28 protein-coding genes are annotated in these 24,007 nt (G+C 70.9%); 13 read left to right on the forward strand and 15 right to left on the reverse strand.

The window, feature by feature from the left end:
- Positions 1-244 precede the first annotated feature (244 nt).
- Complete coding sequence (locus ACZ7OU_RS15020) at positions 245-1,177, reverse strand: NHL repeat-containing protein (RefSeq protein WP_470255406.1); 933 nt, start codon at positions 1,175-1,177, stop codon at positions 245-247.
- Positions 1,178-1,299: 122 nt separating this feature from the next.
- The gene (locus ACZ7OU_RS15025; protein WP_470255407.1) at positions 1,300-1,761 is read right to left on the reverse strand and encodes a GNAT family N-acetyltransferase; all 462 of its coding nucleotides are present in this window, start codon (positions 1,759-1,761) and stop codon (positions 1,300-1,302) included.
- A gap of 64 nt (positions 1,762-1,825) precedes the next feature.
- Between ACZ7OU_RS15025 and ACZ7OU_RS15030 the strand changes: the two genes are divergently transcribed.
- Positions 1,826-2,410, forward strand: a complete 585-nt coding sequence (locus ACZ7OU_RS15030) for a TetR/AcrR family transcriptional regulator (protein ID WP_470241370.1) — start codon at positions 1,826-1,828, stop codon at positions 2,408-2,410.
- Here ACZ7OU_RS15030 and ACZ7OU_RS15035 read toward each other — a convergent pair.
- Complete coding sequence (locus ACZ7OU_RS15035) at positions 2,407-3,372, reverse strand: helix-turn-helix domain-containing protein (RefSeq protein WP_470255408.1); 966 nt, start codon at positions 3,370-3,372, stop codon at positions 2,407-2,409. The genes ACZ7OU_RS15030 and ACZ7OU_RS15035 overlap by 4 nt on opposite strands.
- Positions 3,373-3,415: 43 nt before the next feature.
- Here ACZ7OU_RS15035 and ACZ7OU_RS15040 point away from each other — a divergent pair, with 43 nt between their 5' ends.
- From ACZ7OU_RS15040 to ACZ7OU_RS15075, 8 genes are all read left to right on the forward strand, one after another.
- Positions 3,416-3,805 (forward strand): cupin domain-containing protein, encoded by a 390-nt coding sequence (locus tag ACZ7OU_RS15040; RefSeq protein WP_470255409.1) that lies wholly within the window; start codon positions 3,416-3,418, stop codon positions 3,803-3,805.
- 9 nt (positions 3,806-3,814) lie between these two features.
- Complete coding sequence (locus ACZ7OU_RS15045; RefSeq protein ID WP_470255410.1) at positions 3,815-4,390, forward strand: GNAT family N-acetyltransferase; 576 nt, start codon at positions 3,815-3,817, stop codon at positions 4,388-4,390.
- Positions 4,391-4,422: 32 nt separating this feature from the next.
- Positions 4,423-4,926 carry a winged helix-turn-helix transcriptional regulator gene (locus ACZ7OU_RS15050; RefSeq protein WP_470241366.1) on the forward strand — a complete coding sequence of 168 codons (504 nt, stop codon included), beginning with the start codon at positions 4,423-4,425 and terminating at the stop codon, positions 4,924-4,926.
- A gap of 69 nt (positions 4,927-4,995) precedes the next feature.
- A complete protein-coding gene (locus ACZ7OU_RS15055; RefSeq protein WP_470255411.1) occupies positions 4,996-5,487 on the forward strand; it encodes an SRPBCC family protein in 492 nt (163 codons plus the stop codon).
- Entirely contained in the window at positions 5,484-6,509 is a 1,026-nt protein-coding gene (locus ACZ7OU_RS15060; RefSeq protein WP_470255412.1) for an LLM class flavin-dependent oxidoreductase, read from the forward strand. The genes ACZ7OU_RS15055 and ACZ7OU_RS15060 overlap by 4 nt, the downstream gene beginning before the upstream one ends.
- Positions 6,506-8,821 (forward strand): molybdopterin-dependent oxidoreductase, encoded by a 2,316-nt coding sequence (locus tag ACZ7OU_RS15065; protein WP_470255413.1) that lies wholly within the window; start codon positions 6,506-6,508, stop codon positions 8,819-8,821. Before ACZ7OU_RS15060 ends, ACZ7OU_RS15065 begins: the two co-directional genes overlap by 4 nt.
- A gap of 24 nt (positions 8,822-8,845) precedes the next feature.
- Positions 8,846-9,382: a dihydrofolate reductase family protein gene (locus ACZ7OU_RS15070; RefSeq protein ID WP_470255414.1), complete on the forward strand. Its 537-nt coding sequence runs from the start codon at positions 8,846-8,848 to the stop codon at positions 9,380-9,382.
- On the forward strand, positions 9,379-10,482 hold the full coding sequence (locus tag ACZ7OU_RS15075; protein ID WP_470255415.1) for an epoxide hydrolase family protein: 1,104 nt from the start codon (positions 9,379-9,381) through the stop codon (positions 10,480-10,482). The genes ACZ7OU_RS15070 and ACZ7OU_RS15075 overlap by 4 nt, the downstream gene beginning before the upstream one ends.
- On the opposite strand, the gene ACZ7OU_RS15080 is transcribed toward ACZ7OU_RS15075, so the two are convergent.
- Positions 10,479-10,781 carry a hypothetical protein gene (locus ACZ7OU_RS15080; protein WP_470255416.1) on the reverse strand — a complete coding sequence of 101 codons (303 nt, stop codon included), beginning with the start codon at positions 10,779-10,781 and terminating at the stop codon, positions 10,479-10,481. The two genes, ACZ7OU_RS15075 and ACZ7OU_RS15080, sit on opposite strands and share 4 nt — an antisense overlap.
- Before the next feature lie 34 nt (positions 10,782-10,815).
- A complete protein-coding gene (locus ACZ7OU_RS15085) occupies positions 10,816-12,339 on the reverse strand; it encodes an AMP-binding protein (RefSeq protein ID WP_470255417.1) in 1,524 nt (507 codons plus the stop codon).
- A gap of 61 nt (positions 12,340-12,400) precedes the next feature.
- On the opposite strand from ACZ7OU_RS15085, the gene ACZ7OU_RS15090 reads away from it, so the two are divergent.
- Both ACZ7OU_RS15090 and ACZ7OU_RS15095 read left to right on the forward strand, forming a co-directional pair.
- Complete coding sequence (locus tag ACZ7OU_RS15090; protein ID WP_470242395.1) at positions 12,401-13,237, forward strand: hypothetical protein; 837 nt, start codon at positions 12,401-12,403, stop codon at positions 13,235-13,237.
- A 144-nt stretch (positions 13,238-13,381) separates the two neighbouring features.
- On the forward strand, positions 13,382-14,125 hold the full coding sequence (locus tag ACZ7OU_RS15095) for a nitroreductase/quinone reductase family protein (protein ID WP_470255418.1): 744 nt from the start codon (positions 13,382-13,384) through the stop codon (positions 14,123-14,125).
- Positions 14,126-14,135: 10 nt separating this feature from the next.
- Here the strand turns inward: ACZ7OU_RS15095 and ACZ7OU_RS15100 are convergent, their stop codons facing one another.
- From ACZ7OU_RS15100 to ACZ7OU_RS15120, 5 genes are read right to left on the reverse strand one after another with little or no spacing between them, the layout of a single operon-like run.
- Positions 14,136-14,987 (reverse strand): TIGR03620 family F420-dependent LLM class oxidoreductase, encoded by an 852-nt coding sequence (locus ACZ7OU_RS15100; protein WP_470255419.1) that lies wholly within the window; start codon positions 14,985-14,987, stop codon positions 14,136-14,138.
- 28 nt (positions 14,988-15,015) lie between these two features.
- Complete coding sequence (locus ACZ7OU_RS15105; protein WP_470255420.1) at positions 15,016-15,705, reverse strand: TetR/AcrR family transcriptional regulator; 690 nt, start codon at positions 15,703-15,705, stop codon at positions 15,016-15,018.
- A 28-nt stretch (positions 15,706-15,733) separates the two neighbouring features.
- Entirely contained in the window at positions 15,734-16,663 is a 930-nt protein-coding gene (locus tag ACZ7OU_RS15110; RefSeq protein WP_470241355.1) for a phosphotransferase enzyme family protein, read from the reverse strand.
- Between the two features lie 11 nt (positions 16,664-16,674).
- Positions 16,675-17,856, reverse strand: a complete 1,182-nt coding sequence (locus ACZ7OU_RS15115) for a pyridoxal phosphate-dependent aminotransferase (protein ID WP_470241354.1) — start codon at positions 17,854-17,856, stop codon at positions 16,675-16,677.
- Between the two features lie 33 nt (positions 17,857-17,889).
- Positions 17,890-18,798 carry a hypothetical protein gene (locus ACZ7OU_RS15120; protein WP_470255421.1) on the reverse strand — a complete coding sequence of 303 codons (909 nt, stop codon included), beginning with the start codon at positions 18,796-18,798 and terminating at the stop codon, positions 17,890-17,892.
- A 212-nt stretch (positions 18,799-19,010) separates the two neighbouring features.
- Between ACZ7OU_RS15120 and ACZ7OU_RS15125 the strand changes: the two genes are divergently transcribed.
- Both ACZ7OU_RS15125 and ACZ7OU_RS15130 read left to right on the forward strand, forming a co-directional pair.
- Complete coding sequence (locus ACZ7OU_RS15125; RefSeq protein WP_470241352.1) at positions 19,011-19,310, forward strand: YciI family protein; 300 nt, start codon at positions 19,011-19,013, stop codon at positions 19,308-19,310.
- Positions 19,311-19,527: 217 nt separating this feature from the next.
- A complete protein-coding gene (locus ACZ7OU_RS15130; protein ID WP_470242394.1) occupies positions 19,528-20,250 on the forward strand; it encodes a dihydrofolate reductase family protein in 723 nt (240 codons plus the stop codon).
- 13 nt (positions 20,251-20,263) lie between these two features.
- Here the strand turns inward: ACZ7OU_RS15130 and ACZ7OU_RS15135 are convergent, their stop codons facing one another.
- The 5 genes from ACZ7OU_RS15135 to ACZ7OU_RS15155 all read right to left on the reverse strand — a co-directional run bounded on the left by ACZ7OU_RS15135 (position 20,264) and on the right by ACZ7OU_RS15155 (position 23,916).
- Positions 20,264-20,632, reverse strand: coding sequence for a VOC family protein (locus tag ACZ7OU_RS15135; protein WP_470255422.1), 369 nt, complete (start codon positions 20,630-20,632; stop codon positions 20,264-20,266).
- Positions 20,633-20,937: 305 nt separating this feature from the next.
- Positions 20,938-21,333 (reverse strand): NUDIX hydrolase, encoded by a 396-nt coding sequence (locus ACZ7OU_RS15140; RefSeq protein WP_470255423.1) that lies wholly within the window; start codon positions 21,331-21,333, stop codon positions 20,938-20,940.
- Positions 21,334-21,348: 15 nt separating this feature from the next.
- Positions 21,349-23,019, reverse strand: a complete 1,671-nt coding sequence (locus ACZ7OU_RS15145; RefSeq protein WP_470255424.1) for a hypothetical protein — start codon at positions 23,017-23,019, stop codon at positions 21,349-21,351.
- Between the two features lie 81 nt (positions 23,020-23,100).
- The gene (locus ACZ7OU_RS15150; RefSeq protein ID WP_470255425.1) at positions 23,101-23,463 is read right to left on the reverse strand and encodes a VOC family protein; all 363 of its coding nucleotides are present in this window, start codon (positions 23,461-23,463) and stop codon (positions 23,101-23,103) included.
- Between the two features lie 30 nt (positions 23,464-23,493).
- Positions 23,494-23,916 carry a hypothetical protein gene (locus tag ACZ7OU_RS15155; protein ID WP_470241347.1) on the reverse strand — a complete coding sequence of 141 codons (423 nt, stop codon included), beginning with the start codon at positions 23,914-23,916 and terminating at the stop codon, positions 23,494-23,496.
- Between the last annotated feature and the right edge of the window lie 91 nt (positions 23,917-24,007).

Genomic DNA, 24,007 nt, shown 5'->3' on the forward strand with positions numbered 1-24,007 from the left:
TCGAAGCCGCGGAGGGGCTGCTCGGTGGGTGACCGGCCGGGTGCGCAGCGTCAGAAGCGACGGAGTCGTAGGTTCGGGATCGGAAGCTTCGGATTGCTATATGCATAGTGCAAATTGCAGAAACGGCACACGTGCGACGCAGTGCCCGGCTCGAAGCTCGTGCTGGCCGGCACCGGGACTGCTGCGCCGATCCCGCCCAGTGCGGCGCGACGACCGTCCTGGGCAAGATCGGGATAAGCCCGGCCTACCCGGCGACGCTGCCGTCGAACCCGGCGCCGCACGTGTTCGCGGCGAGCGTCGCCTGAAGGAGGTTCGGGGAGCCGCCGAAGTAGGCGCCGTCCGTGACGTACACCGTGTCGTCGCGGACCGCGACCGCCGTAGGGTTGGCCAGTCCGTCCGAAGTGGACAGAATTGTCCGCGCGCCGTCGCGGCCGACCGTGACCACTCGGTTCTCCTGGTTGATCGCGGCGATGACGGTGCCGCCGTGGAACGCGAAGTCGTCGACCGGCCCGAGACCCGTCGCGATGACTCGGCCGGGTCCGCCGGTCAGCGGGAACCGCACCAGCGTGCCGCGGTCCAGGTTGGACACCCAGACGGCGCCGTCGTGGACCTTGATCCCGTTGGCGCCGAAGCCGCTCACGGGGGCGAGCAGGTCGCCGGTGGCGAAGGCGGTGACCCGGCCGTGCGAGACCCGCCAGACCGTGGCGCCGAACGAGTCGGCGACGAAGAGGTCGCCGGTGCGCGGGTCGCGCGCGACGCCGTTCTGGAAGCCGGCCGGCGGCAGTGCGGCCACCTGGACCGGTGCGGTGCCGGGACGAACCCGGTAAAGGCCGGTCGCCGCGGTGCCGGTCGAGACCGCGACGTACAGGTCGCCGCCGGGGGCCCGGACGATGCCGCCGAGGAACAGTCTCTTGTGGACGACCGGGACGTCGCCGTCGTCCGGGACCGGGATGCGGGCGAGGACGCTCACTTGTCCGCCGGGGGTGACCCGGCCGATTTCGCCGGTGTAGGCGAAGGTGAGGTCCGCGGAGCCGTCGGGCTCCAGGGTGATGTTCTCCGGCTGCTGCCCGGCGGCGAGGTCGAGGGGAACGATCCTCGACGCCGCCAGTGCGGGTGCGGCCGGCAGGGCGAAGACGGCGGCCGCGGCCAGCACGACGCCGATCTGCTTGATGCGCAAAGGAACTCCGTCAGGGTGAAGGGAACGGCGAAGAGAACCCCAGATCGCCGTGCCTTCGACGGTAGGCCCGGTGCGCCCCCGGGCACCAATAGCTCAGGCTGGGGCGGCCATCGGAAATCCGATCACAGTTCGCGGGCGAAGCAGCGCGAGAGCGCTTCGCCGACGTACGGCCCGTAGGCGTCGATGGGCTCGTAGCCTTCGCGCTGGTAGAAGCGGATCGCGTCCGGCTGCCCGGTGCCCGTCTCCAGCAGCAGCCGGGCGATGCCGAGGTCACGCGCGTGGTCTTCGAGCGCGCGCAGCAGGGCGGTCGCGACGCCGGTGCCGCGGGCCGCCGGCTCGACGTACATGCGCTTGACCTCGCCCGAACCCGGCCCGAGCGGGCGGAGCCCACCGCAGCCCACGGCCGCGCCGGCGGCGTCCCGCGCGACGAGGAACACCGCGACGGTGTCGGCGGTCGGCAGGGCGCCGGGCTCGTGGTTGTCGCTGCCGTAGCGGGCGTCCAGTTCGACGCGCTGGGCCGCGCGCAGCCGGACGGCGTCGGGATCGTCCCAGGTCACGGCGGTGATCTCGAGGGTGGTCGGCACGGTGCTCCTTTCCGTAACAAGCGTTACCGTAGCAGCTGTTACGCTCCCCGGAAAGGAGGTTTCCGTGCCGAAGCAGCGTGACGTCGAGGCGCAGCGGGAGCTGCTGTCGAACGCGACCTGGCAGGTCCTCGCCGACGGCGGCCTGCCGGGCTTGACGCTGCGCGCGGTCGCCGAGCGCGCGGGGTGCACGACCGGCCTGGTGATGCACGCGTTCCCGACGAAGAAAGCGTTGCTGCTGCACGCGCGCGACCTGCTCTACGACCGCACCGCCGTCCGCGCGGACGCCGCCGAGGCCGCGACCACGGACCCGGGCCAGGCGTTGGCGGCGGTGTTGGGGTGCGCCGTCGACCTGCCCCACGGCCACCACGACGAATCCCGCGTCTGGGTGGGTTTCCTCGCGGCGGCCCTGGCCGACGAAGACCTGGCCGAACGCCACCGCGCGGCGAACCACTCGTTCCTGGCGCGAGTCCGCCGGCTGGTCGCGGCGTGCCGTCCGGAGTGGACGGACGAGCGGCTCGAGCTGACGACCAAGAGCCTGGTGGCGCTGGTCGAAGGTCTCAACGTCCTGGCCGCGGCGGACCCGGCCGGGTATCCGGCGAAGCTGCAGCGAGCCGCGCTGGCCAAGGCACTTGGCGAGCTGAGGTCCTAAGCCGCCGGGCCGAAGCGGCGCCGGTACGCGCTCGGGCTCAACCCCGTGTGCCGCCGCAGCTGCAGACGCAGGTTCGCCGCCGTGCCGAAGCCGCTCGTCGATGCCACCCGGTCCAGCCGCAGCTCGCCGCGTTCGATCAGGCGGCAGGCCAGCGTCACGCGTTCCGTCGTCAGCCAGGCCAGCGGGGTCGTGCCCAGCTCCGCGCGGAACTTCCGGTGCAGCGTCGCCGGGCTGATCGCCGCGTGCGCCGCCAGGTCGGTCACTGTCAGGGGCCGGTCGAGCCGCGAGCGGGCCCACGTCAGGACCGGGGACAGCGACGTGTCCGGCACCGCGGGGACCGGCCGTTCGACGAACTGGCGCTGGCCGCCGTCGCGGTGGCCGGTGAACACCAGCCGCCGGCTGACCGCGTTGGCGATCTCCGCGCCGTGGTCGCGGTGGATCAGGTGCAGGCCGAGGTCGAGGGCGGCCGCGCTGCCCGCCGCGGTGAGGACGCCGCTGTCGTCGACGAAGAGGACGTCGGGCTCGAGGTCGACGTCCGGGAACTGCGCGACGAAGTCCTCGGCCCAGCGCCAGTGCGTCGTCGCGCGGCGGCCGTCGAGGACACCGGCGAAGGCGAGGGTGAACGCGCCGGTGCAGAAGCTCACGAGCCGCGCGCCGCGGTCCGCCGCCCGCCGGACGGCGGCCAGGACAGCGGGGGACGGCCGGGTCAGCGGGTCGGGCCGGTTGGGCACGATCAGCGTGTCCGCGGTGTCGGCGACGTCGAGGCCGTGCACGCCGGAAAGCGTGAACATCCCCAGGTGCATGGTGGTTTCCGGGTGGGGCGAGCAGAGCGCGAAGTCGTACCAGGGCCGGTCCAGCTCGGGCCGCCGCAACCCGAACAGCTCGGTCGCGACGCCCATCTCGAAGGGGTTCGAGCCCTCGTCGACCAGCACGACGACCCGGTGCGAGAATTCTTGCGGCATGTGCGATTCCTAGCACTCGCGCGACGGAAACACCAGGTCGACGATGGTGACCATGAACCCGATCGACCTGAACGAAGTCCTGGCGAGCTTCGACGCCGCCTGGAGCCCGCGGATCGTCACCCGCGTGAACGACTACGACATCCGCCTCGCCCGTTTCGCCGGTGAGCACGTGTGGCACGTCCACGAGCACACCGACGAGTTCTTCCTGGTCCTCGACGGGGAGATCGAGATCGGCGTGCGCGACCCGGACGAGCGGGTGGTGACGCTGTCCCGCGGCCAGGTGTTCGTGGTGCCGAAGGGGACGTTCCACAAGCCGTCGTCGAAGGCGGGCGCGAGCGTGCTGCTGGTCGAGCCGGCGGGGACGCTCTCGGTCGGCGACGAGCACGACGCGGTGCCGGACCACGTCGACGTCACCACCGGCCACCTGGTCTAACGTCGGGAGATGCTGACTGTCGTACCCGTCGACCAGACGTCCTGGGCGGACCTGCAGGCGATCTTCGGCGACCGCGGCGACCCGGCCCGCTGCCGGTGTCAGTACTTCAAGGAGACGCCGGCGCAGTGGAAGGCGGGGACGCCCGAGGCTCGCGCCGAGCGGTTGCGTGTCCAGACCGCCGAGCACGCGACCGGGCTCGTCGCCTTCCTCGACGACGAGCCCGCCGGCTGGTGCGCGGTCGAACCGCGCACCGCCTACCCGCACCTGCTCGGCAGTCGCGTCGTCTGGGCCGGGCGCGACGAGGACCCGGCCGACGGCAGCGTCTGGGCGGTGACCTGCTTCGTCACCCGCAAGGGCTTCCGGCGCCTCGGGGTGAGCGCCGCGCTGGCGCAGGCGGTCCCGGGCTTCGCACGCGAGCGCGGGGCCCGCGCGGTCGAGGGTTATCCGATGCTGGTCGTTCCCGGGCAGAAGGTCGCCTGGCCCGCCGAACTGTTCGTCGGTACGGCCGGGATCTTCGCCGACGCGGGGTTCACCGAAGTGAGCCGTCCGACCGCGAGGCGGGTCGTCATGCGGCTGACCTGCTGAGTCCTTCTGAAGGACGGCGTATCCTCGGCCGCATGAAACGGACCTCCTTCGCGCAGTGGCCGTGTTCGATCGCGCGCACCATGGACCTGCTCGGGGACTGGTGGACGCCGTTGGTGCTGCGGGACGCCTTCTACGGCGTTCGCCGCTTCGACGAGTTCCAGCAGGCGCTCGGCATCGCGCGCAACACCCTCGCCGACCGGCTCAAGCGGCTGGTCGACGAGGGGCTGCTGGAGAAGGTCGCCTACCAGACCGAGCCGGTGCGCTACGACTACGTGCTCACCGAAAAGGGCCGCGACTTCTACCCGGTCCTGCTCGCGATGACGCGCTGGGGCGACAAGTGGCTCTCGAGCGAGGCCGGCCCGCCGATCACCGTCCACCACACCGCCTGCGGGCACGACACGCACGCCGAAATCGTCTGCGCGGACTGCGGCGAACCGATGACGCCGGAGGACACGCGGATGCGCCGCGGGCCGGGCTTCCCGCCCCGGCTGGCGCAGCGCCCGGACGTCGAAGCGCGGTTCGCACGGCAGGAGTGACGTTGACAGCGTAGGTCTATCTACGCAACTATCGTGGTCAGAGGCTCACCGAGAGGAGTGGCGACCACGATGGAGTGGACGGGCGCGAGGTATGCGGACAAGCCGACGGCCGAGGTCTCGACCTGGATCGACGCCGTCCCCGAGGACGTCTGGCCGGTCGTCTCCGACATCGCGTTGATGCCGTCGCTGAGTTCGGAGCTGCAGGCCGTCGAGTGGTGCGAGCCCGGCCGCAAGTTCGTCGGCCGCAGCAAGCACGACGCGTTCGGCGAGTGGGAAACGACGTCGTACGTCGTCGAGTGCGAAGCGCCGCGCGTGTTCTCGTGGGCGGTGCAGGATCCGGCCGAGCCGAGCTCGGTCTGGAAGTTCACCCTCGAACCGGACAACGGCGGCACGCGGCTCTCGCAGTGGATGCAGATGGGACCGGGCCGGTCGGGGCTGTCGTTCGCCATCGACCGCATGCCGGAGAAGGAACAGAAGATCGTCTTCGTGCGGCTGCGCGAGTTCGAAGCCGCGATGACCGGCAACCTCGCCGCGATCAAGGAGCGGGTGGAGAACCGGTGAGGACCGCGACGACGGTCGAGTTCTCGCGGGATTCGCGCACGACGCTGGACTTCGTGCTGGAAGCGGAAAAGCTCGGCCTCGACGTCTGCTGGGTCGCCGAAGCGTGGGGCTCGGACGCGCCGTCCGCGCTGGGCTACCTCGCCGCCCGCACCGACCGCATCCGGCTCGGCTCGGGCATCATCCAGCTCGGCACGCGCACACCCGTCGCCATCGCGCAGGCCGCGGTGACGCTCGCCGACCTGTCCGGCGGCCGGTTCGCGCTGGGGCTGGGCCCGTCCGGGCCGCAGGTGATCGAAGGCCTGCACGGCGTCCCGTTCGCGAAGCCGTTGACGCGGATGCGCGAGACCGTCGAAATCATCCGTCAAGCCATCGCCGGGGAGAAGATTTCGTTCTCCGGCAAGGCTTTCGAGATCCCGCTGCCCGGCGAGGCGCGGCCGATGCGGCTGTCCACCCCGCCGAACCCGGACATCCCGATCTACCTCGCGACGTTGTCGCCGAAGCTCCTGGAGCTCACCGGCGAGGTCGCGGACGGCTGGCTCGGCACCAGCTTCGTCCCCGAAGGCGCCGACGCGTACTTCGGCCCTCTCGACGCCGGACTCGCGAAGTCGGGCCGCACGCGGAAGGACATCGACGTCTGTCAGGGCGCCGAAGTCGCCTTCGCGGACAACGAGGACGAGCTGCGCGTCATGGTCGGCAGCCGCAAGAAGGAGCTGGCCTTCAGTCTCGGCGGCATGGGCTCGGCCACCACGAACTTCTACAACGACGCCTACAGCCGTCAGGGCTGGGCCGACGTCGCCGCCGAGGTCCGCGAGCGCTGGCAGGCCGGCGACCGCGACGGCGCGACCGCGCTCGTCACCGACGAGATGGTGCTCGGCACGACGTTGATCGGCACCGAAGAGATGGTCCGCGCCCGGCTGCGCGTCTGGCGCGACACCGGCATCGACACCGTCCGGCTGTACCCGGCCGGCGAAACGCTCGACGCGCGTCTCACGACGCTCGGCCGCGCATTGGAGCTGATATGACCGGCGAGTGGCACCGCACCGCGTGCAGCCTCTGCTACCTCAACTGCGGGCTGGAGGTGCAGCTCGACGGCCGCAAGATCACCCGCGTCCGCGGCGACAAGGCGCACCCGCGCTCGGCCGGGTACCTGTGCCAGAAGGCGCAGCGCCTGACCTGGTACGGCGACCACTCCGATCGCTTGACGACGCCGCTGCGTCGACGTCCGGACGGCACCCACGAACCCATCGGCTGGGACACCGCGCTCACCGAGATCGCCGCGAAGCTGCGGGCGATCCGGGACGCGGACACCGAAGCCGGCCGGCCGGGCTCGTTCGCCTACGTCGGCGGCGGTGGCCAGGGCAACCACTCCGGCGGCGCGTACGGCGCGTCGCTGCTGAAGTGGATGAACTCGACGCGTCACTTCAACGCGCTCTCGCAGGAGAAGACCGGCGACTTCTGGGTCAACGGCGAGCTGTTCGGCTCGGCGCTCGTGCACACCGCCGAGGACGTCGAGCACTGCGACCTGCTGGTCGTGCTCGGCTGCAACCCCTGGCAGGCGCACGGGTTCAGCAACGCGCGGCACGCTCTCAACACGATCAAGAACGACCCCGCGCGCAAGATGATCGTGATCGACCCGCGGCGCACGGAGACGGCGGAGATCGCGGATCTGCACCTGCCGCTGCGGCCGGGCACCGACGCCTACCTGCTGGGCGCGATCCTGGCGCTGGTGCTGGAACGCGGCGGCGAGGATTCGGCCTTCCTGGCCGAGCGCACCGAAGGCTTCGACGAAGTGGCCGCCGTGCTGCGGAAGATCCCGGTCGACGAGTGGATCGCGCACGCCGAAGTGTCCCGTGTGGACGTCGACAAGGCGGTCGACCTGATCCTGGCGGCGTCGGCGATGACCGTGCGGGTCGAGCTGGGCATCCAGCAGGGCCGGCACTCGACGCTCAACAGCTACCTCGAGAAGCTGGTGTACCTGGTCACCGGGCACTTCGGCCGGCGCGGGACGAACAACCTGCACTCGTGGCTGCTGCCGCTGTGGGGCTCTTCGCGCGGGCAGCGTTCCGAGGTCACGGGCTTCGAGTACATCGGCGGCCTGCTGCCGGCGAACACCCTGGCCGAGGAGATCCTCACCGACCACCCGAACCGGGTGCGCGCGCTGTGGGTGGAGTCGTCCAACCCGGCCAACACCTACGCGGGCACCCGCGAAGTCGAACGGGCGGTGCGGGAGGCCGAGCTGTCCGTCGTCGTCGACGTCGCCTACACCGAGACGGCCGCGCTGGCGGAGTACGTGCTGCCGGCGGCGTCCCAGCACGAGAAGTGGGAGTTCACGCTCTTCACGTTCGAATGGCCGACCAACTACTTCCAGCTGCGGCCGCCGTTGCTGGACCCGCTGCCGGGCACGCTGGTCGAAGCTGAGATCTACACGCGGCTGTTCGACGCGCTGGGCGTGCTGCCGCCGTCCGACGTCCTCGCGTCGCTGGCCGCCGGGCCGCGTGAAGAGCTGCAGGCCGGGATCGGGGCGCTGGTCCAGGCGATGCCGGAGCGGGCCGCGATCCTGCCGGTGCTGCTGTACCGGACGCTGGGCGCGTCCCTGCCCAGCGGCGCGGCGTCGATCGCGCCGCTGTGGGCCGGTTGTCATCGGGCGGCGAAGACGATGACCGTGCCGGTGCAACGCGCTTTGGGCAGCTCCTTGTCCGGCTTGGCACTCGGCGAGGAGCTGTTTGCCCGCGTTTTGGCCGGTCCGACGCCGTTTTCGACGCACGAGCAGGACGAAGTGTGGAGCCTGATGCGCCGCTCGCGCGTCCGGTTGGCGGTGCCGGAGCTGCTGGAGTGGCTGGGATCTTTGGACCCGGCGGCCGAGCGGCCCGACCCGGCGTTCCCGTTTTCGCTGATCAACGGCCAGCGCCGGGCGCACAACGCGAACCAGATCCTGCGCGACCCGCGCTGGCGCCGCACGGACCCGGACGGCGCGCTGCGTGCGCGTCCGGAAGAACTTTCGTCCATCGGTGCCGCGGCGGGCGACTGGGTGGCGGTGGTGACCCCGGCCGGCCGGGTGGTCGTCCGCGCCGAAGCCGACCCAGGCCTGCGGCCGGGGCAGCTTTCCCTGCCGCACGGCTACGGGATGGCCCACCCGGATGCCCACGGCAGGCGCGTGGTCAGCGGCCCGCGCATCAACCTGCTGACGGACCCACGGGACCGCGACCCGATCGCGGGCACACCGCACCACAAGGACGTCCCGGCGCGCCTGGAGCCGGCGACGGAGGAGGAGCGAACCCGGGCGGAGACGGACAGCGCGCGCGTCCGGGAGACCGTCGCGAGTGGACGGTCGTGACTTTTCCCCGGTTTATAGTGACCCATGCGCAAGATTGTCTCGAACCTGTTCACCTCGCTCGACGGCGTGGTGGAAGCACCGGACAAGTGGTCGCTGCGGTACTGGAGCGACGAAATCGGCCAGGCGGTCGGCAGCGGGATGGCCGCGGCCGACGCGATGCTGCTCGGGCGCGTCACGTACGAAGGGTTCGCCGAGGCCTGGCCCGGGCAGACCGACGAGGGCGCCGAGTTCATGAACAATGTGCGGAAATACGTGCTTTCGTCGACATTGTCCGAAGTCAGCTGGAACAACGCGACGCTGCTGACCGGTGACCCGGCCGACGCCGTCCGGACGCTGAAGGCGTCGTCCGGCGGCGACATCATCACCAGCGGCAGCACGACCACGGTGCGCTGGCTGCTGGCCGAGCGACTGGTCGACGAGCTGAACCTGCTGCTGTACCCGATCGTCGTGGGCCGGGGCAAGCGGCTGTTCCCCGAGGAAGGGCCGGGATTCCCGCTGACGCTGAAGAAGTCTTCGACGTTCGGAAACGGCGTCGTCCGGCTGTCCTACGTGCCGGCGTGACCACGCCGTTCCGGATCGACGTCCCCGAGGCGGACCTCGACGACCTGCGTGCGCGGTTGCGCCGGACGCGCTGGCCCGAGGCCGGGCCCGACGACTGGAGCCAGGGCACGCCCCTGGGATATCTGCGTTCTCTGTGCGACTACTGGGCTTCCGGCTACGACTGGCGGGCCCTGGAAGCGCGGGTGAACCGTTTTCCGCAGTACCGGACGGAAATCGACGGCCTGGGCATCCACTTCCTGCACGTGCGTTCGCCCGATCCGGCCGCGTTGCCGCTGATCCTCACGCACGGCTGGCCCGGCTCGTTCCTCGAGTTCACGAAGGTGATCGAGCCGCTGTCGGCGGAGTTCCACCTGGTGATCCCGTCGCTGCCGGGCTACGGCTTCAGCGACAAGCCGTCGTCGCCGGGCTGGGGGATCGAGCGCATCGCGGCGGCGTGGGCGTCGCTGATGGCCGGCCTCGGTTACTCCCGTTACGGCGCCCAGGGCGGCGACTGGGGGACGTCGATCACGACGTCACTCGCCCAGCTGGACGCGGACCACCTGGCGGGCATCCACCTGAACCCGCCGATCGCGGCCCCGGACCCGGCGACTTTCTCCGATTTGACCTCTTCCGAGCGTGCCTCGCTCGCGGCCTTGGACCACGCTTCGCGCTGGGAGGACGGGTATTCGGTGCTGCAGTCGACCCGCCCGCAGACGCTGGGCTACGGGTTGCTGGACTCCCCGGCCGGCCTGTGCGGCTGGCTGGTGGAGAAGTTCCACGCGTGGTCCGACGGCTTCCCGTTCACCCGCGACGAGCTACTGGACGACGTGACGCTGTACTGGCTGACGGGCACGGCGGCATCGTCGGCGCGGCTGTACTGGGAGAGCATCCGGAAGGTGCAGCGGTGGTTCTCGGAGGCGACCGACGACACGGTGGACGTGCCGACGGGCTGTTCGATCTTCCCTGCGGAGATGCCGCGGCCGTCACGCCGGTGGGCCGCTCGGAGGTACACGGACATCCGGCATTGGAACGAACTGGAGAGGGGAGGGCACTTCGCGGCTTACGAGCAGCCTGAGCTGTTCGCCGACGAGGTGCGCACGTTCTTCAGGATGGTCCGCTAGCGCTTGAAGCCCTTCGGATCGGCCAGGTACCGGTCCAGCTCCGGATCTTCGTGCAGCTCGGTGAACTCGTTCGCGACGTACCAGCCGGGTTCCAGCTCGGCCCACAACCGCTCGAACGCCGCTCGGACGTCGGCGTTGAACCGCGCGCACCGGGCCTCGCGCCACGGGCCGGGGTCCGGCGGATAGTCCCAGTTCAGCGACTCGTCGTACTGCTCGGCCAAACTCTCCAGGGTGGCGCGGAGATCAGCGCTGATCGGCAGCTCGTCGACGTCCGCGGGGCCCATCCAGCCCCACAGCACCGCGCCCGAACCCGCGGAGAAGAAGAAGCGCAGGTCAGTTGACCTGTCGGGACTGGCCTTCCCAGTACGGCTCCCTGAGCTTGAACTTCTGGATCTTGCCCGTAGCCGTCCGAGGAAGCTCATCGAGGAACTCTATTCGCTTCGGGCACTTGTACCCCGCCAAGTACTCCCGGCAGTGCTTGATCAGCTCCTCCGCGGTCACCTCCGACGAAGTGACCACCAAAGCCGTCACCAGCTCGCCCCACTTCTCGTCCGGGATGCCGATCACCGCCACCTCGCGCACCGCCGGGTGCGAGTTCAGCGCGTCCTCCACCTCGATCGACGACACGTTCTCGCCACCCGAGATGATCACGTCCTTCTTGCGGTCCGCGATCGTCAGGTACCCGTCGTCGAACGTTCCGCCGTCGCCGGTGTGGAACCAGTTGCCCTCCTGGACCCGCGCGGTCTCCGAAGGGTTCTCCCAATACCCGTCCAGGTTGTGGTTCGACTGCGCGAGCACCTCGCCGTCCGTGTCGACGGCGATCCGGACGCCCAGCGCCGGCGTCCCCGCCCGGCCCAGCAGCCGGGCCTGCTCGTGCGGGTCGAGGTCCGCCCACTCGCTGCGCATCCGGTTGACCGTCAGCAGCGGCGCCGTCTCGGTGAGGCCGTAGATCTGGATGAACTCCCAGCCCAGCTCCGCCCGCACCCGCTCGATCGTGCGCGTCGGCGGCGGTGCGCCGGCCACGACGATCCGGACGCGGTCGCGGCCCGGGATCTCGCCCTCCCAGGTCGCCGCGCCGTCCAGGGCCGCCGTCACCACCGCGGGCGCGGCACACAGGATCGTCACGCCGTGCTCGGCGATCCGACGCAGGATCTCGGTGCCGTCGACCTTCCGCAGCACGATGTGCCGCCCGCCCAGCCCGGTCACCGCGTACGGCATGCCCCAGCCGTTGCAGTGGAACATCGGCAGCGTGTGCAGCAGGACGTCGTTGTCGCTCAACGTCGTGTGCAGGCCGAACACCGCCGCGTTCAGCCAGATGTTGCGCTGGGTGAGCTGCACGCCCTTCGGCCGCGCCGTCGTGCCCGAGGTGTAGTTGATGGTCGCCGTCGCGGACTCGTCGCCGGCCCACGGCGCCGGTGACCCGTCGCCGCCCCAGATCGCTTCGTCGTCGCGGCCCAGGACGAAGACGTGCTTCGCCGTCACCGTGTCCAGCAGGTGCTCCACCTCGGGGTCGACGATCAGCACCTCGGCCCCGGAGTGCTCCACGATGTACTTGACCTCGGCCGGCGCCAGCCGGAAGTTGACCGGCACCAGGACCCGGCCCCAGCCGGACACGCCGAAGAACGACACGAGCAGCCGCGCGGCGTTGTGCGACACCATCGCGACGCGCCCGCCGACCGGCACGCCCAGCTCGTCGAGGTGCGCGGCCTGCGCACGCGCCCGCTTCGCCACTTCGCGGTAGGTGAGCGAGCCCCAGCTCGGCGCGGGCTGGTCCGGCTCGTCGACCACCGCGACGCGGTCCGGGTACACCGTTTCCGCGCGGTCGAGGAAGTCCCGGACACCCAGATCGAAGAACATGCCCCCGATGATGACTCTTCGCAGGTGCTCGCACCAGTCCGATGTGGTTCGCTGGAGCACGATGGACTTCGACACGGTGGCCGGCGAGCTCTACGGGGGTGACCTCGCGGAGTTCATCAGCGCGCGCAACGCGGCGGCGAAGGCCGCGAAGGCCGAGGGGGACGCCGAGCTCGCGACGCGGATCCGCGAGCTGCGGAAGCCGACCACCGCCGCGGCCATCGTCAACCGCCTGGCCAGGGACGATGCCGCCGAGCTGCGCGAGCTGGCCGAGCTGGGCGACGAGCTGCGCGACGCGCACAGCCGCCTGGCCGGCGACGACCTGCGAGCCCTGACGAGGCGCCGCGGCGACCTGGTCCGGCGGATCCTGCACGGGCTGCCGTCGATGAGCGACACCGTCTCCCGCGAGGTCGAGGCGACCCTCGAAGCCGTCGCGGCCGACCCGGGCACCGCCGGGCTCGCCGTGGCCGGGCGCCTGACGTCGGTGGCGCACCAGGACACCGACCAGTGGTTCACCCTCGCCGCGAGTGCCGCCCCGCCGTCCACCGGCAAGCGCCCGGCGAAGCTGGTGGAAAAGGCCGAACCGGCGAAGCCCAAAAAGGACCACCGGCGCGAAGAAGAGGATCGCAAGGAACGCGAACGCGTCCGGGCCGAGCGCGAGCGCCTGCGCAAGGAGGCCGCCGAGCTGGCCAAGGAGCGCGCGGTGGCCGAGCGCGACCTGGTCCGCACCGAACGTGCGGCCGAGCAGGCGACGGCCCGCGTCGACGACCTGCGCGCCCGTCTGGCCGAGGCGGAGGAACGCGCCGAGCGCGCGACGGCGGAGTTCGAGAAGGCGAAGGAAACCTACGAGCAGGCCGACAACGCCGCCGAGGAAGCGCGAAAAGCCGCCGAGGCACGCTGATTCCGTGCTAGCGTGGCGATGCGCCCCGGATGGGCCTACGCACGGAGGTAGTGGCTACTCAGCCCCCTTGAATCGACACGTTCTGCCGTCCCTGGCAGAAGTGTGCCCTCCGCGCGCCCGTTCCGTGTCGGTTCACGGCCTCCGGTGATCACTTCATCGGAAAGGACCAGCTTGATCTTGCTCACCACGACCGGTGCCCGCACCGGCCGGGAACACCGCGTTACCTTGGGAGCCTTGGACATCGACGGCCGCCTGGTCGTCGTCGCTTCGGCGATGGGCTCGCCGAAGCACCCCGCCTGGTACCACAACATCCGCCACAACCCGCTGGTCACCGTGGAAAGCGGCACCGAGACGTTCGAAGCGATGGCCGCGCTCCCGCCGGACCGCGACGCGCTGTTCGCCGAGGTCGTCGCGCGCGAACCGGGGTTCGCGGACTACCAGGCGAAAACGACCCGCGTGCTGCCGGTCGTGGAGCTGCTCCGGCTCGACGCCGTGCGCCGCATGGGCGACTGGCTGGTCGAGGTACACGACTGGCTGCGCGCCGAGCTGCGGAAGCTGCGCGACGGCGGGTCGCACAGCCTGAGCACGCGGTGTTCCGGTTTCTGCACCGCGCTCACCCGGCACCACTCGGGGGAGGGCGCCGCGATCTTCCCCATGCTGGCCACGCGGTTCCCGGCGCTCGCGTCCACGCTGGACAAGCTGGGCGAGGAGCACGTCGTCGTCGCGCGGCTGCAGGAGGAGATCCAGCGGCTCGTCGACGAGGAAACCGATCCGGCCCGGCTGCGGGCGGAGTTCGATCGGCTGGCGTCCGCTTTGGACGACCACTTCGCCTACGAGGAGCGCACGATCGTCGACGCGCTGAACGCCCTCCTGCCCGCGCCCGGCTGAGCAGAGCTGTTCAGAGCAGGATTTCGGCCAGCTGCCGGTGGTTTTCGGCCTCGACCTCGGCCGACCGGCCGATCACCTGGACGGCGACGTGGTCGGCGCCGGCGTCCACATGGGACCGTAGCCGCTTCGCGATGTCCTCCGGCGTGCCGTGCACCGCGAGGTCGTCGATCAGCCGGTCGCTGCCGCCGCCGGCGACGTCGGCGTCGGTGTACCCGTGGCGCAGCAGGTTGTTCACGTAGTTGCGCAGCCCGAGGTAGGGCTCGCGGATGAAGGCGCGGCCGACTTCGCGAGCCTCCTCGGGGCTGCCGACGACGACTTTCTGTTCCGGAGCCAGGATCTTTCCCGCGCCCAGGACCGACCGGGCGTGCCGCGTGTGCGCGACCGGCACGAGGTACGGGTGCGCGCCCGCGGTGCGGTCCCTGGCCAGCTTCAGCACGCGGTCGCCGAGCGCGGCGAGCACCCGGGCCTCGGCGGGCACGCCGGCCGCGTCGAGCCGGTCCAGGAATCCGACGAGCGTGTCGAACGGGCTGTGGTAGCCGGTGACGGACTCGGGGTGGCCGACACCGATCCCCAGCAGCAAGCGCTTTCCGTACCGCTCCGCGAGCCGGTGATACGACGCGGCCAGCGGCTCCGGCTCGTCGGCCCAGACGTTCACGATCGCCGTCGCCACGGTGATCCGCTCGGTCGAGGCCAGGATGTCCTCGACGAACGCGAGGTCGCTGATCGACGCGCGCCCGGTGCCGAGCCAGGCCGTGCCGTAGCCCAGCTTGTCCGCCGCGATGGCGTGGAGCTTGCGGGTCGGGTCGTCGCGGTGCGGGGACAGGAACACGCCGAAGGTGCCAAGGTTCGCTACATTCGTCATAGGAATCAATGTATCAAATGTAGCGCCATCAGTTCGAGAGGCGGTGTAGCCACTCCCGCAGCAGGTGCCGTTCGGTCGTGGTCAGCTCGTCGACGTCGTCCGCGAGCGCGGTCGACAAAGCGACCGCGAGCGCGCCGACGGACGAGCCCTCGGCCGGTCGCTCGGCGAGCAGTCCGGCCAGGACGGCCTCCCTGACCTGCGTGGACATCGCCAGGTCGCGGCCGTCTTCGGGCTGTGCGATCAGGCTGAGCGTGACCCCGCTGTTCGCTGCCGCGAACTGCCGCGCGGCCTCCGCCGCGTCGACGCGCAGCCGGCCGTCGCGCGCCAGCGGCGTGAACAGCTCCAGCAGCATCGCCTCGGCGCTGGAGGTGAGGTTGCACGGCACGCCCGCCTCGATCTGGCCGTAGAGCAGCACGTAGAACTGCGGGTTTTCCAGGCCGTACCCGACGTGCCGGTCCCAGCCGGCGCGGATCCGGTCGACCGGGTCGCCGCCCGGCGCGGGTGCCTGCACGTACTGCGTGAAGCCGTAGTTCACGACGGCGTCGAGCAGGCCCTGCTTGCTGCCGAAGTGGTGGTACAGCGTGGGGGCCTGGACGCCGGCGCGTTCGCAGATCGCGCGGGTCGACACCGGGCCGCCCTGCGCCTCGTGCAGGAGCTGCCCCGCGGCCAGCAACAGGCGGTCGCGGGTGCTGGTGGCGTTGCTCGTTCGTCCAGCCATGTAGCAATTGTAACGCCGGTGTGTAACGTCAGGCCCGCAGCCGGAGCTGGACCCGGCGGAGCCCGGCGAAGGCGTTCAGCACCGCCGGGTCGGTCGTCACCGCGTCCGGGCGCACCGACCGGTAGCCGTCCAGGAGCGACTCCCGCAGCTCGTCCCGCTGCGGCAGGTGCTTGAGCTCGTCGAGCGCCACGGCGAGGTCGTAGGCGAAGTGCCCGTACCCGCAGTCGTCGAAGTCGATCGCCCGGACGCGGCCGCGGTGGAACAGGTAGTTCTCCTGGCGCAGGTCGCCGTGGACCAGGCCGAAGACGTCGGCGCCGCACCCCAGGTCGCTCCGGATCGCGCGCACGCGCCCGGCGGCGGCGCGCACCCGTTCGTCGCCGCCGGCCAGCGCGACCGCCCGGTCGAGCACGGCGTCGGAGAAGCCGTCGACCTGCGAGCGGCCGAAGTCGGTCACGTCGTCGACGCGGCCGCGGTCGAGGCCGTTCATCCGCGCGCCGTGCAGGTGCAGCCGCGCGGCGAACTCGCCCACCGCGTAGAGCTGCGGCGCGCTGAGCCGTTCGTCGACGAACCGGCCGTCGACCCAGTGGCAGAGCACGCAGGTGCGCGGCTCGGGCACCGCCGGGTCGGCGACCACGGTGACCAGGTCCCGCGCCCGCGTCGGCACCGGCCGGGGCACGATGAGGTCGGTTTCGCGGCCCAGCGCGGCGAGCCACGTCATCTCGGCCCGCACCTGCGCGGTGCTCGGGCCGTCGGCGCGCTGCACGCGCAGCACGTACCGGTGGCCGTCCGCGCCGTCGACGCGGAACGTCGTGTTGAGCCCGCGGCCCAGCGGCGTCAACCGGGCCACCGGCACGTCGTAGTCGGTCAAGGCCGCTTCGGCGAGCCGGCGCAGGCGTCGGGTGCGGCCGGAGCGGTCGAGGCCGGCGAACGGCCGCTCGTTCGCGCCTGCGCCCGCCATGGCCCACGTGCTCAGCTGATCGACCGTTCCGGCTCGCGGGAGTGCGCGACGAGCTCGATCGTCGGCGTGTGGCGCCCGCCGCCACCCAGCCGCTCGACCCCGCGCAGGCCCTCGACCAGCCGCTCGACCTCGGTGTCCGGCCGCACCCCGAAGCGCATGAACTGGCTGGTCATGCCGATCTTGTTGCCGCACTGGCGCACCAGCAGGTGGTGCTCGGCGAGCAGGTAGTCGCACAGCTCGGCGCCGTCGACCGACCCGGGCAGCTTGACCAGCAGGAAGTTCGCCTGCGACGGGAACACCGTCAGCTCCTGGAACTGGTTCAGCTGCGAGTTCATCATGAACCGGTCGAGGGCGAGCTTCTTCAGGCTGTCCTCGTACTCCGCGCGGCGCTCGGCGAGCATGAAGATGACGGTCTCGGCGAGCGAGTTCAGGTTCCACTTCGGCAGCGCGCCCGACAGCTTGCGCGTCAACGCCGGGTTCGACACCTGGTAGCCGAACCGGATCCCGTGCAGCCCGAAGTTCTTGCCGAGGCTCTTCAGCACGATGACGTTCGGCCGCACGACGGCTTCGGCGGCCACCGACGGGCTCATCTCGGCCTCGACGAAGTCGATGAACGACTCGTCGATCACCACGAGGTCCAGGTCTTCGAGGGCGTCCATGAACCGGATCACCTCGCGGCGCGGCAGGTACCCGCCGTCGGGGTTGTTCGGGTTGCACAGCACCGCGACCCGGGAGCCGCGGCGCTTGATGAAGTCGACGTACTCGTCCACGCGGAGCTCGAAGTTGTCGGACTCCTTGAGCAGGAACATGTCGACGCGCTTGCCGGTCTCGAGGGGCTGGTCGGTCCAGCGGCCGAACGTCGGGATCGGCACGGCGATGCTGGCGTCGACCAGCAGCCGGTCGATCCAGGTGATCAGCTCGGTCGACCCGTTGGCCAGCGAGATCGTCGACGGGTTGAGCCGCAGCACGTGCGCCAGCTGCGCGGTGATCGCGCCCGCGTCGCTCGGGTAGAACTTGAGGATCGTGCGGAGGTTGCGCTCCAGCTCGCCGAACATCTCGTCGGTGGGGAAGTAGGGGTTGCAGGGGATGCAGAAGTCCGCGAGGTCGTCGGCGTGCTGTCCCATCGCCCTGGCCACGGAGAAGAACGACGGGCTGTGGGCCGCACTCTGCTGGAAAAGGCCTCTGGTGGTCATACCGTGCCGCACGCGTGGTCTCCGTCCGCCGCTTTACCGGCCCCTTGCCTTCCCGATGGGGATACGTGTGAATCGGACGGACGGTTCAACACCGGTCACGGCGTAGATCCCGAGACCGGCCAGCGCGGCGCCGGCCAGCACGGAGAGCGCGAGGAGCGGCAGCGGCGCGGCCAGCGGGTCGATGCCGGCGAAGGACTCGACGCCGATCACGGCGGTGAGCAGGGCGTCGGCGACGACCGCCGCCCGCACGACGCGCAGCCGGTGTGCCTCGGGCCAGCGGGTGAACCGCAGGACCCAGGCCAGCGCGGGGAGCACGAGGATCGCGTGCATCGCGACCGCGTGCAGCGGCTTGAGCGAGCCGGCGGTGGTGTACGCGCCCTGCGGGTCGCCGCCGCGTGCCTCGACGACGCCGCGGGCGATCATCACCGCGCCGGTGGCCAGCGCGACCAGGAGGACGACCAGGCCGGCGCGGACGGCCAGGCGCAGGCTCGGCGCGTCCGGACCGGGCTCGACCAGCGCGGCGGCCGTGAAGCCGATGATGGTCAGGATGATCACGCCACCCCCGGCGGCGAGCGTCATCGACACGACGTTGTCGAACGGCGTCTCGAAGTTGAAGTGCGACGGCACACCGCGCCAGGCCTGCATGCTGACCAGCGCGACCTCGGCGACGCTCGCGGCCGTGAACGCGCCGAGGAGGATCGTGCGCAGGCGGGGGCGGACGGTGAGGAACGACGTCGCCCAGGCGACCGACGCGAGCGTCAGCCCGAACGACAGGCCGAACGTGACGGCCTTGCGCATCGACAGCGGCCCCAGCCACGAGCCGCCGGTGGCGACGAGCACGACCGCGTGCACGACGCCACTCACGAACAGTGCCGCGCCGATCGCGTAGGCGATCCGTTCGGTCCGCCTGCCGTCGTGCCAGATCCGGGTCACTGCGTTCATGGCGCCGAGTGTCGCGCCGGCGAGGCCGTCACCGCGTCGGCCCGGTGGCGACTGTGTGCCGTACGACGACGGGCGTACGGCAATCGTGGAGAAATGTCGAAAAGTGTTGGTAAAGGAATTGCGTTGTTCTTGACCGAATAAGGGGAAAACGCGTGTGCCGCGACACTCGCCAGGCGGATGCGCCGCGGCCGGAAGAGTTCTACCATCGAATCATGTACATAGCCCTGCTGACCTACACAGCACCCGAAACAGAAGTCGACTACGCGCTCCCGGACCATTCGGACTGGTTGCGCAAGCAATTCACGAAGGGAGTCTTCCTCGTTTCCGGAAAGGGGAGCGGCGCGGCCGACCACGTGATCCTGACGCGCTCGGTGCTGCGCGGCAGGCTCGACGCGATCCTCGCCAGCGACCCGTTCGTCGTCCGGCGTCTCGCCCGGTACGAGGTCATCGAGTTCGCCGCCACGCGCACCGCACAGGAGCTGCTGGCGATCAACGAGGCCATCGCCTCCTGAGGAGTTCCGCCACGGTCGGGTGGCCCGGCGACGAGGCCCCGCCACCTGCCGGCGAAGAACGCATACCTGCTGGTCTCGCCTATGATCGGGACGCCCGGATGCCCAGCAGGGAGAGTGCGATGAAGACCCCCGACGTCGTCTTCCGGGGCGGCCGGTCGAGCCGTGACCACCCGCTGGTCCGAGTGCTCCCGGAGCCCGACGCGGCACTCCGATGGGAGTGATCCGGCAGATCTGGCCGGTCGAGCGCGGCCTCGACGACCACGACCTCGAGCAGCTCTACCGCTACCCGGCCGACCCCCGGTGGGTCGCGGTCAACTTCGTGTCCAGCACGGACGGCGCGATCGCGGTCGAGGGCCGGTCGGCGAGCCTGTCGACCCCGGCCGACCGCATCGTCTACCGGCTGGGCAACGACCTGGCGGACGTGGTGCTGGTGGGCGCGGGCACGGCGATGGCGGAGGGGTTCGAGGGCAGCCGCCCCGACGAGCGTTCCGCCGACCGCCGCCGCCGGTTCGGGCTGGCCCCGATCGCGCCGGTCGCGGTGGTGACGACGGGCTCGCTGCCCCCGGACGCCCCGGTGATCACGAAGGCGGCGGTCCCGACGCTGGTGTTCACCTCCGCGGCGGCGCCCGCGTCGGTGCGCGCGGACTGGGCGGCGAACGGGGCCCGGGTGTTCGTGGTGGGTTCGGCTTCGCAGGTGGTCTCGACGCTGGTGGCCGAGGGTTTGGGCCGCATCGACTGCGAGGGCGGGCCCAGGCTGTTCGGCTCGCTGATCGAGGCGGGCGTGATCGACGAGTTCCGCCTGACGGTGGCACCGTTCCTGGTGGCGGGAGCGGCCGGCCGCGCGGCGGTGGGCGGGGCGATCGACCCGGCTTCGCTGGAGCTGGCTTCGGTGCTCACCGATGGCAAGAGTGTGCTGCTGCGGTATCTGGTTCCCCGCTAGCGCCGTGTCGTGGTCAGCTGCGGTCGTGGAGGGTGACGTGGTAGCCGTCGGGGTCGGCGAAGGTGAACGTCCGGCCGAAGGGGCCGTCGATCGGCGCGGAGACGATGGTGCGCCCGTCGGCGACGAGAGCGTCGTGAATGGCCTGGACGTCGGTGGCGTGGAGCCAGATCGCGGCACCGATGCCGGGCTGGGCGACGGAGTCGAGATCGGTACCGGGAACGACATCGCGAAGCGCGAACGCGATCGGCTTCGTCTCGAAGACGACGGCGTGCGGAGGCCCGGCCGGCGAGCGGACGAGGCCGAGGTACTGCTCGTAGAACGCCTGCGAAGCGTCGAGGTCACGCGCTTGCAGCGAGATGAAGTCGGGGCCGGTGGCGGGCATGGTGTCGCTCCTTCTGGTCACGTGTCAGGTTCCTGACATGAGCCACTGTATGTCAGGAACCTGACATCAGTCAACCGGCAGGCTTCCTTCTGCGACGAGCCCGTTTTGTCGGTGCCCGCTGGTAGTGTGGAAATCGGGGGCTTCTAACGCGCGGTTCCTTTGTGTGGCAACGGAAATCCCCAATTTCCGCAGTTCCGGGTTCACTCGATTCAGCGATGTTTTTCGCACGTGTGTTCGGTAATGTCGGTGGCATGACCACTCTTTCCCCGCCCCGCGGCCGAAGACCGGTGCCGCACCCGCGGCGATCACAGCAGCCGGCGAAAATGCTCCGCCATCTCGAGGCGTCGCGCTTCCCGCGGCGTGAGCCACGTGAAGTCGTCGTGCTCTTCCGGGTTGAGCACGACGTCTCCGGTGCCGTCTTCTTCCACCGTGTATACGAAAGCGTGGATCTCCATCGCGCGCCCGGCGACGTCCGGCCAGGAATCGCGGGCGAGTTCACCCGTGACCCGGACGCGCAACCCCGTCTCTTCCGCCGCTTCCCGGATCGCGGTGGCTTCGAAAGCTTCGCCGGGCTCGACGGTTCCGCCGGGCAGTTCCCACCGTCCCGCCAGGAAAACACCGGGCCCGCGCCGGAGGAACAGCACCCGGTCGCCGCGGGCGATCCAGCAGTAGGCCAGGTGTTTCCGCGCGATCTCCGTCATGCGCGCGATTCTCGCTCAGTTGGTCTTCGACGTCGGCAGGTGGGCGCCGAGGTACCCGACGTACACCGTGCCCGTGCGGTCGGTGTCGTCGAGGAAGTGCAGCCGAGGGGCGGGCGACTTGAAGCGCTCCAGGGCGATGTGGGCGCCGAAGTAGTCGCGGCCGACGGGATTCGTCCGCGGGTCGACGCGGAACGTCCGCGCTTGGCGGAGCCGTTCGTTCGTGGTCACGGTGTCCGACTCGGCCAGGGCGATGATGTTGGCGCTGATCAGCGAACCCGGCTGGCCGGTGCGGGCGAACGCGAGCACGTCCGAGAGCTCGGGCCCGGGATCCTGACCCGCGTCGAGCAACGTCGTCCGCGCGCCGGCGTACGCGTCGAGGGTGCGGAGCGCGTCCCACGCCTTACGTCGCCAGGCGCCGGCTTTCGGGTGGTGGTCGAGGATCGCGGCCGGTGCCGGTTCGGCCGTGATCGCGAGGTGCGTGAGCGTCGCCGTCGCGGCGCCGATCAGCTCGGCGAAGCTGGGGAACTCCTCGGGTGGACGCTCGGTGGCGGCGACCTCGTCGTCGGCGTCGTGGTACCGGGCGAGCGTGCCCGCCAGGAGCCCGTTCACGCGTCTGAGCTCGTCGCGTTCGGTCTCCGTCTCCTCGAACGCGCGCGCGTAGTCGTCCACCTCGCCCTGCAGTCGCGCGAGCTGCGTCCGCAGGCACGCGACGTCGATCGCGGAGAGGTCCTCGAGCCGGCGGCGGAGCACCTTCGCCTCGCCGGCGTGCCGATCCCGGTCCTCGGTGTCGGCCTTCGACTTCTTGCGCAGGATCGTGATCACGCCCCGCGCCTCCGCCAGCTCGCGCTCGACGCGGTCCAGCTTCTCCGTCAGCTCGGCGTCCGGTTCCCGCTCGGGCGCGTCGAACGGATCGTTGGCATACCACGCTTTCACGCTCGGAACCTCCGCCCACTCCTCGGGCAGCGGCGTCCGGCCGCGCGTCTGGAGCAGCCGCGTGATCGCGCCCTGGAGCGCCTCGCCGGACACGGGGCTGGCGGCCTCGACGAAGTCCGGGAGCTGATCGCACGGCGGCGCGTACAGCCGCGCGCCCTGCGGCGCCTCGTAGCCGAGGGGCACGTGCTGGTTGAGGGTGCGGCGGAAGCGGTCGTCGACGTCGAAGACGTTGACCAGCCCGGGCCAGCCGTCGAGAGGCACGTCCGGCGGTTCGGTGAGCACCAGCACCGCCGACGTCCGCCATTCCGCCACCAGTGCCTCGCCCAGCAGTTCGGCGACGCGGTCGCACTCCTTGCGAGACCAGCCGCGCATCGCGAGAACCGGCGCTTCGATCGGGATCTCGTCACTCCCGCTCGCGCCGAGCTCCTCGAGTCCGATCCGGTGCGCCGGCGCTTCGTGGCAGCTGCGCCAAGGCCGGGTGCACGCGGCGGCCAGCAACCACGCCACGCGGTCCTCGCCGGCGTGGTAGCACAGCGAAAGCAATACCTGAACGGAGTAGCGGCCTTCGCCGCCCGTCCACCCGAACTTCAGGTCGCACCGGCGCGAACCGCCGTCGTCGGAGGAGCCGAGATCGGCGACCGTGTAGTCGTCGTGCTGCCGCTGGCGGGCGATCAGCCTGCCGCGCAACGCGTCCAGGGGGCGTTTTCCCTCGGTGGGGACCAGTCCGTGGTGCCAGATCCGGTGCACCCCCACAGGACTCAACTCCGTTCGCCGGAAACAGGACCTCAAGCGAACATAGCGGATCCTGTGACCGGACGAACGCGGGGCGTCACCTCATTCACGCGTCCAGAGGCAGAACGGGTGCCCGGCCGGATCGAAGCAGACGCGGACGTCTGCCTGCGGCTGGAAGTCCGAGACCGTGGCACCCGCGGCGGTGGCGGCCGCCGTGGCCGCGACGAGGTCGTCGACCTCGATGTCGAGGTGCAGCTGCATCTGCTGGGCGCCGCCGGCGGGCGGCCACACCGGCGGGAGGTGCTCGGTCTCGAGCTGGAACGACAACCCGGCGCTGCCGTCGTCCGGGCGCAGCGTGACCCACTCCGGCTCGTCGGTCTTGATCGGCCAGCCGAGCAGCTTCGAGTAGAACTCGGCGAGCGCACGCGGCTCCGGCGTGCCCAGCACGGTGGAAGTCAGCTTCATGGTCCGGTGGTACCCGCCGGTGCGGGCCTTCTACCGGGGCGAGCCGGTTTGGGTGTCGAAGTAGGCGACGGGCGGGCCGACCTGCCGCCACGACGTCGTCGCGAACACGGCGGCCCCCGAGAGCGCGAGCAGCGCGGTGACGACGGCGAGCGTGGCACCGATCCGGCCCGGCCCGGGCCGGGTGCGCGCCCCGGCGTGGACGCCGAAGACCAGCGCCAGCACGCTGATCGGCAGCAGCGCGAACCACAGCGCGCCGAGGACCAGCACGAACGCCTGCGCGACCCAGGAGTACACCCACGCGCTCACCACCGGCGGCCGGACGATCAGCCAGGCCGCCCAGGTGGCGACGGCGAGCGTGAGCCCGGACGCGCCGATCGCGAGCGACGCGATCGCCAGTCCGCGGCCGGGCCGCGTGGTTTCGGTCGGTTCGGCGTCGAGCTCCGGTGCCCCCATACCGGGAACATCCCGGCGGGACGCCCCGGCGTTACGCGGAATACCCCGTTGCGGCGCGGGTTGACTCCAAGCGCAACCGAAAGATCACTGA

The sequence above is a fragment of the Amycolatopsis sp. NPDC114505 genome (assembly GCF_055633615.1).

Coding starts and splice junctions, on each gene's coding strand:
- ACZ7OU_RS15035 (WP_470255408.1), bottom strand. CDS start 3,372: ATGCCGCAAGAATTCTCGCACCGGGTCGTCGTGCTGGTCGACGAGGGC.
- ACZ7OU_RS15040 (WP_470255409.1), top strand. CDS start 3,416: ATGGTGACCATGAACCCGATCGACCTGAACGAAGTCCTGGCGAGCTTC.
- ACZ7OU_RS15045 (WP_470255410.1), top strand. CDS start 3,815: ATGCTGACTGTCGTACCCGTCGACCAGACGTCCTGGGCGGACCTGCAG.
- ACZ7OU_RS15050 (WP_470241366.1), top strand. CDS start 4,423: ATGAAACGGACCTCCTTCGCGCAGTGGCCGTGTTCGATCGCGCGCACC.
- ACZ7OU_RS15055 (WP_470255411.1), top strand. CDS start 4,996: ATGGAGTGGACGGGCGCGAGGTATGCGGACAAGCCGACGGCCGAGGTC.
- ACZ7OU_RS15065 (WP_470255413.1), top strand. CDS start 6,506: ATGACCGGCGAGTGGCACCGCACCGCGTGCAGCCTCTGCTACCTCAAC.
- ACZ7OU_RS15070 (WP_470255414.1), top strand. CDS start 8,846: ATGCGCAAGATTGTCTCGAACCTGTTCACCTCGCTCGACGGCGTGGTG.
- ACZ7OU_RS15085 (WP_470255417.1), bottom strand. CDS start 12,339: ATGTTCTTCGATCTGGGTGTCCGGGACTTCCTCGACCGCGCGGAAACG.
- ACZ7OU_RS15090 (WP_470242395.1), top strand. CDS start 12,401: ATGGACTTCGACACGGTGGCCGGCGAGCTCTACGGGGGTGACCTCGCG.
- ACZ7OU_RS15100 (WP_470255419.1), bottom strand. CDS start 14,987: ATGACGAATGTAGCGAACCTTGGCACCTTCGGCGTGTTCCTGTCCCCG.
- ACZ7OU_RS15105 (WP_470255420.1), bottom strand. CDS start 15,705: ATGGCTGGACGAACGAGCAACGCCACCAGCACCCGCGACCGCCTGTTG.
- ACZ7OU_RS15110 (WP_470241355.1), bottom strand. CDS start 16,663: ATGGCGGGCGCAGGCGCGAACGAGCGGCCGTTCGCCGGCCTCGACCGC.
- ACZ7OU_RS15115 (WP_470241354.1), bottom strand. CDS start 17,856: ATGACCACCAGAGGCCTTTTCCAGCAGAGTGCGGCCCACAGCCCGTCG.
- ACZ7OU_RS15120 (WP_470255421.1), bottom strand. CDS start 18,798: ATGAACGCAGTGACCCGGATCTGGCACGACGGCAGGCGGACCGAACGG.
- ACZ7OU_RS15125 (WP_470241352.1), top strand. CDS start 19,011: ATGTACATAGCCCTGCTGACCTACACAGCACCCGAAACAGAAGTCGAC.
- ACZ7OU_RS15135 (WP_470255422.1), bottom strand. CDS start 20,632: ATGCCCGCCACCGGCCCCGACTTCATCTCGCTGCAAGCGCGTGACCTC.
- ACZ7OU_RS15140 (WP_470255423.1), bottom strand. CDS start 21,333: ATGACGGAGATCGCGCGGAAACACCTGGCCTACTGCTGGATCGCCCGC.
- ACZ7OU_RS15150 (WP_470255425.1), bottom strand. CDS start 23,463: ATGAAGCTGACTTCCACCGTGCTGGGCACGCCGGAGCCGCGTGCGCTC.
- ACZ7OU_RS15155 (WP_470241347.1), bottom strand. CDS start 23,916: ATGGGGGCACCGGAGCTCGACGCCGAACCGACCGAAACCACGCGGCCC.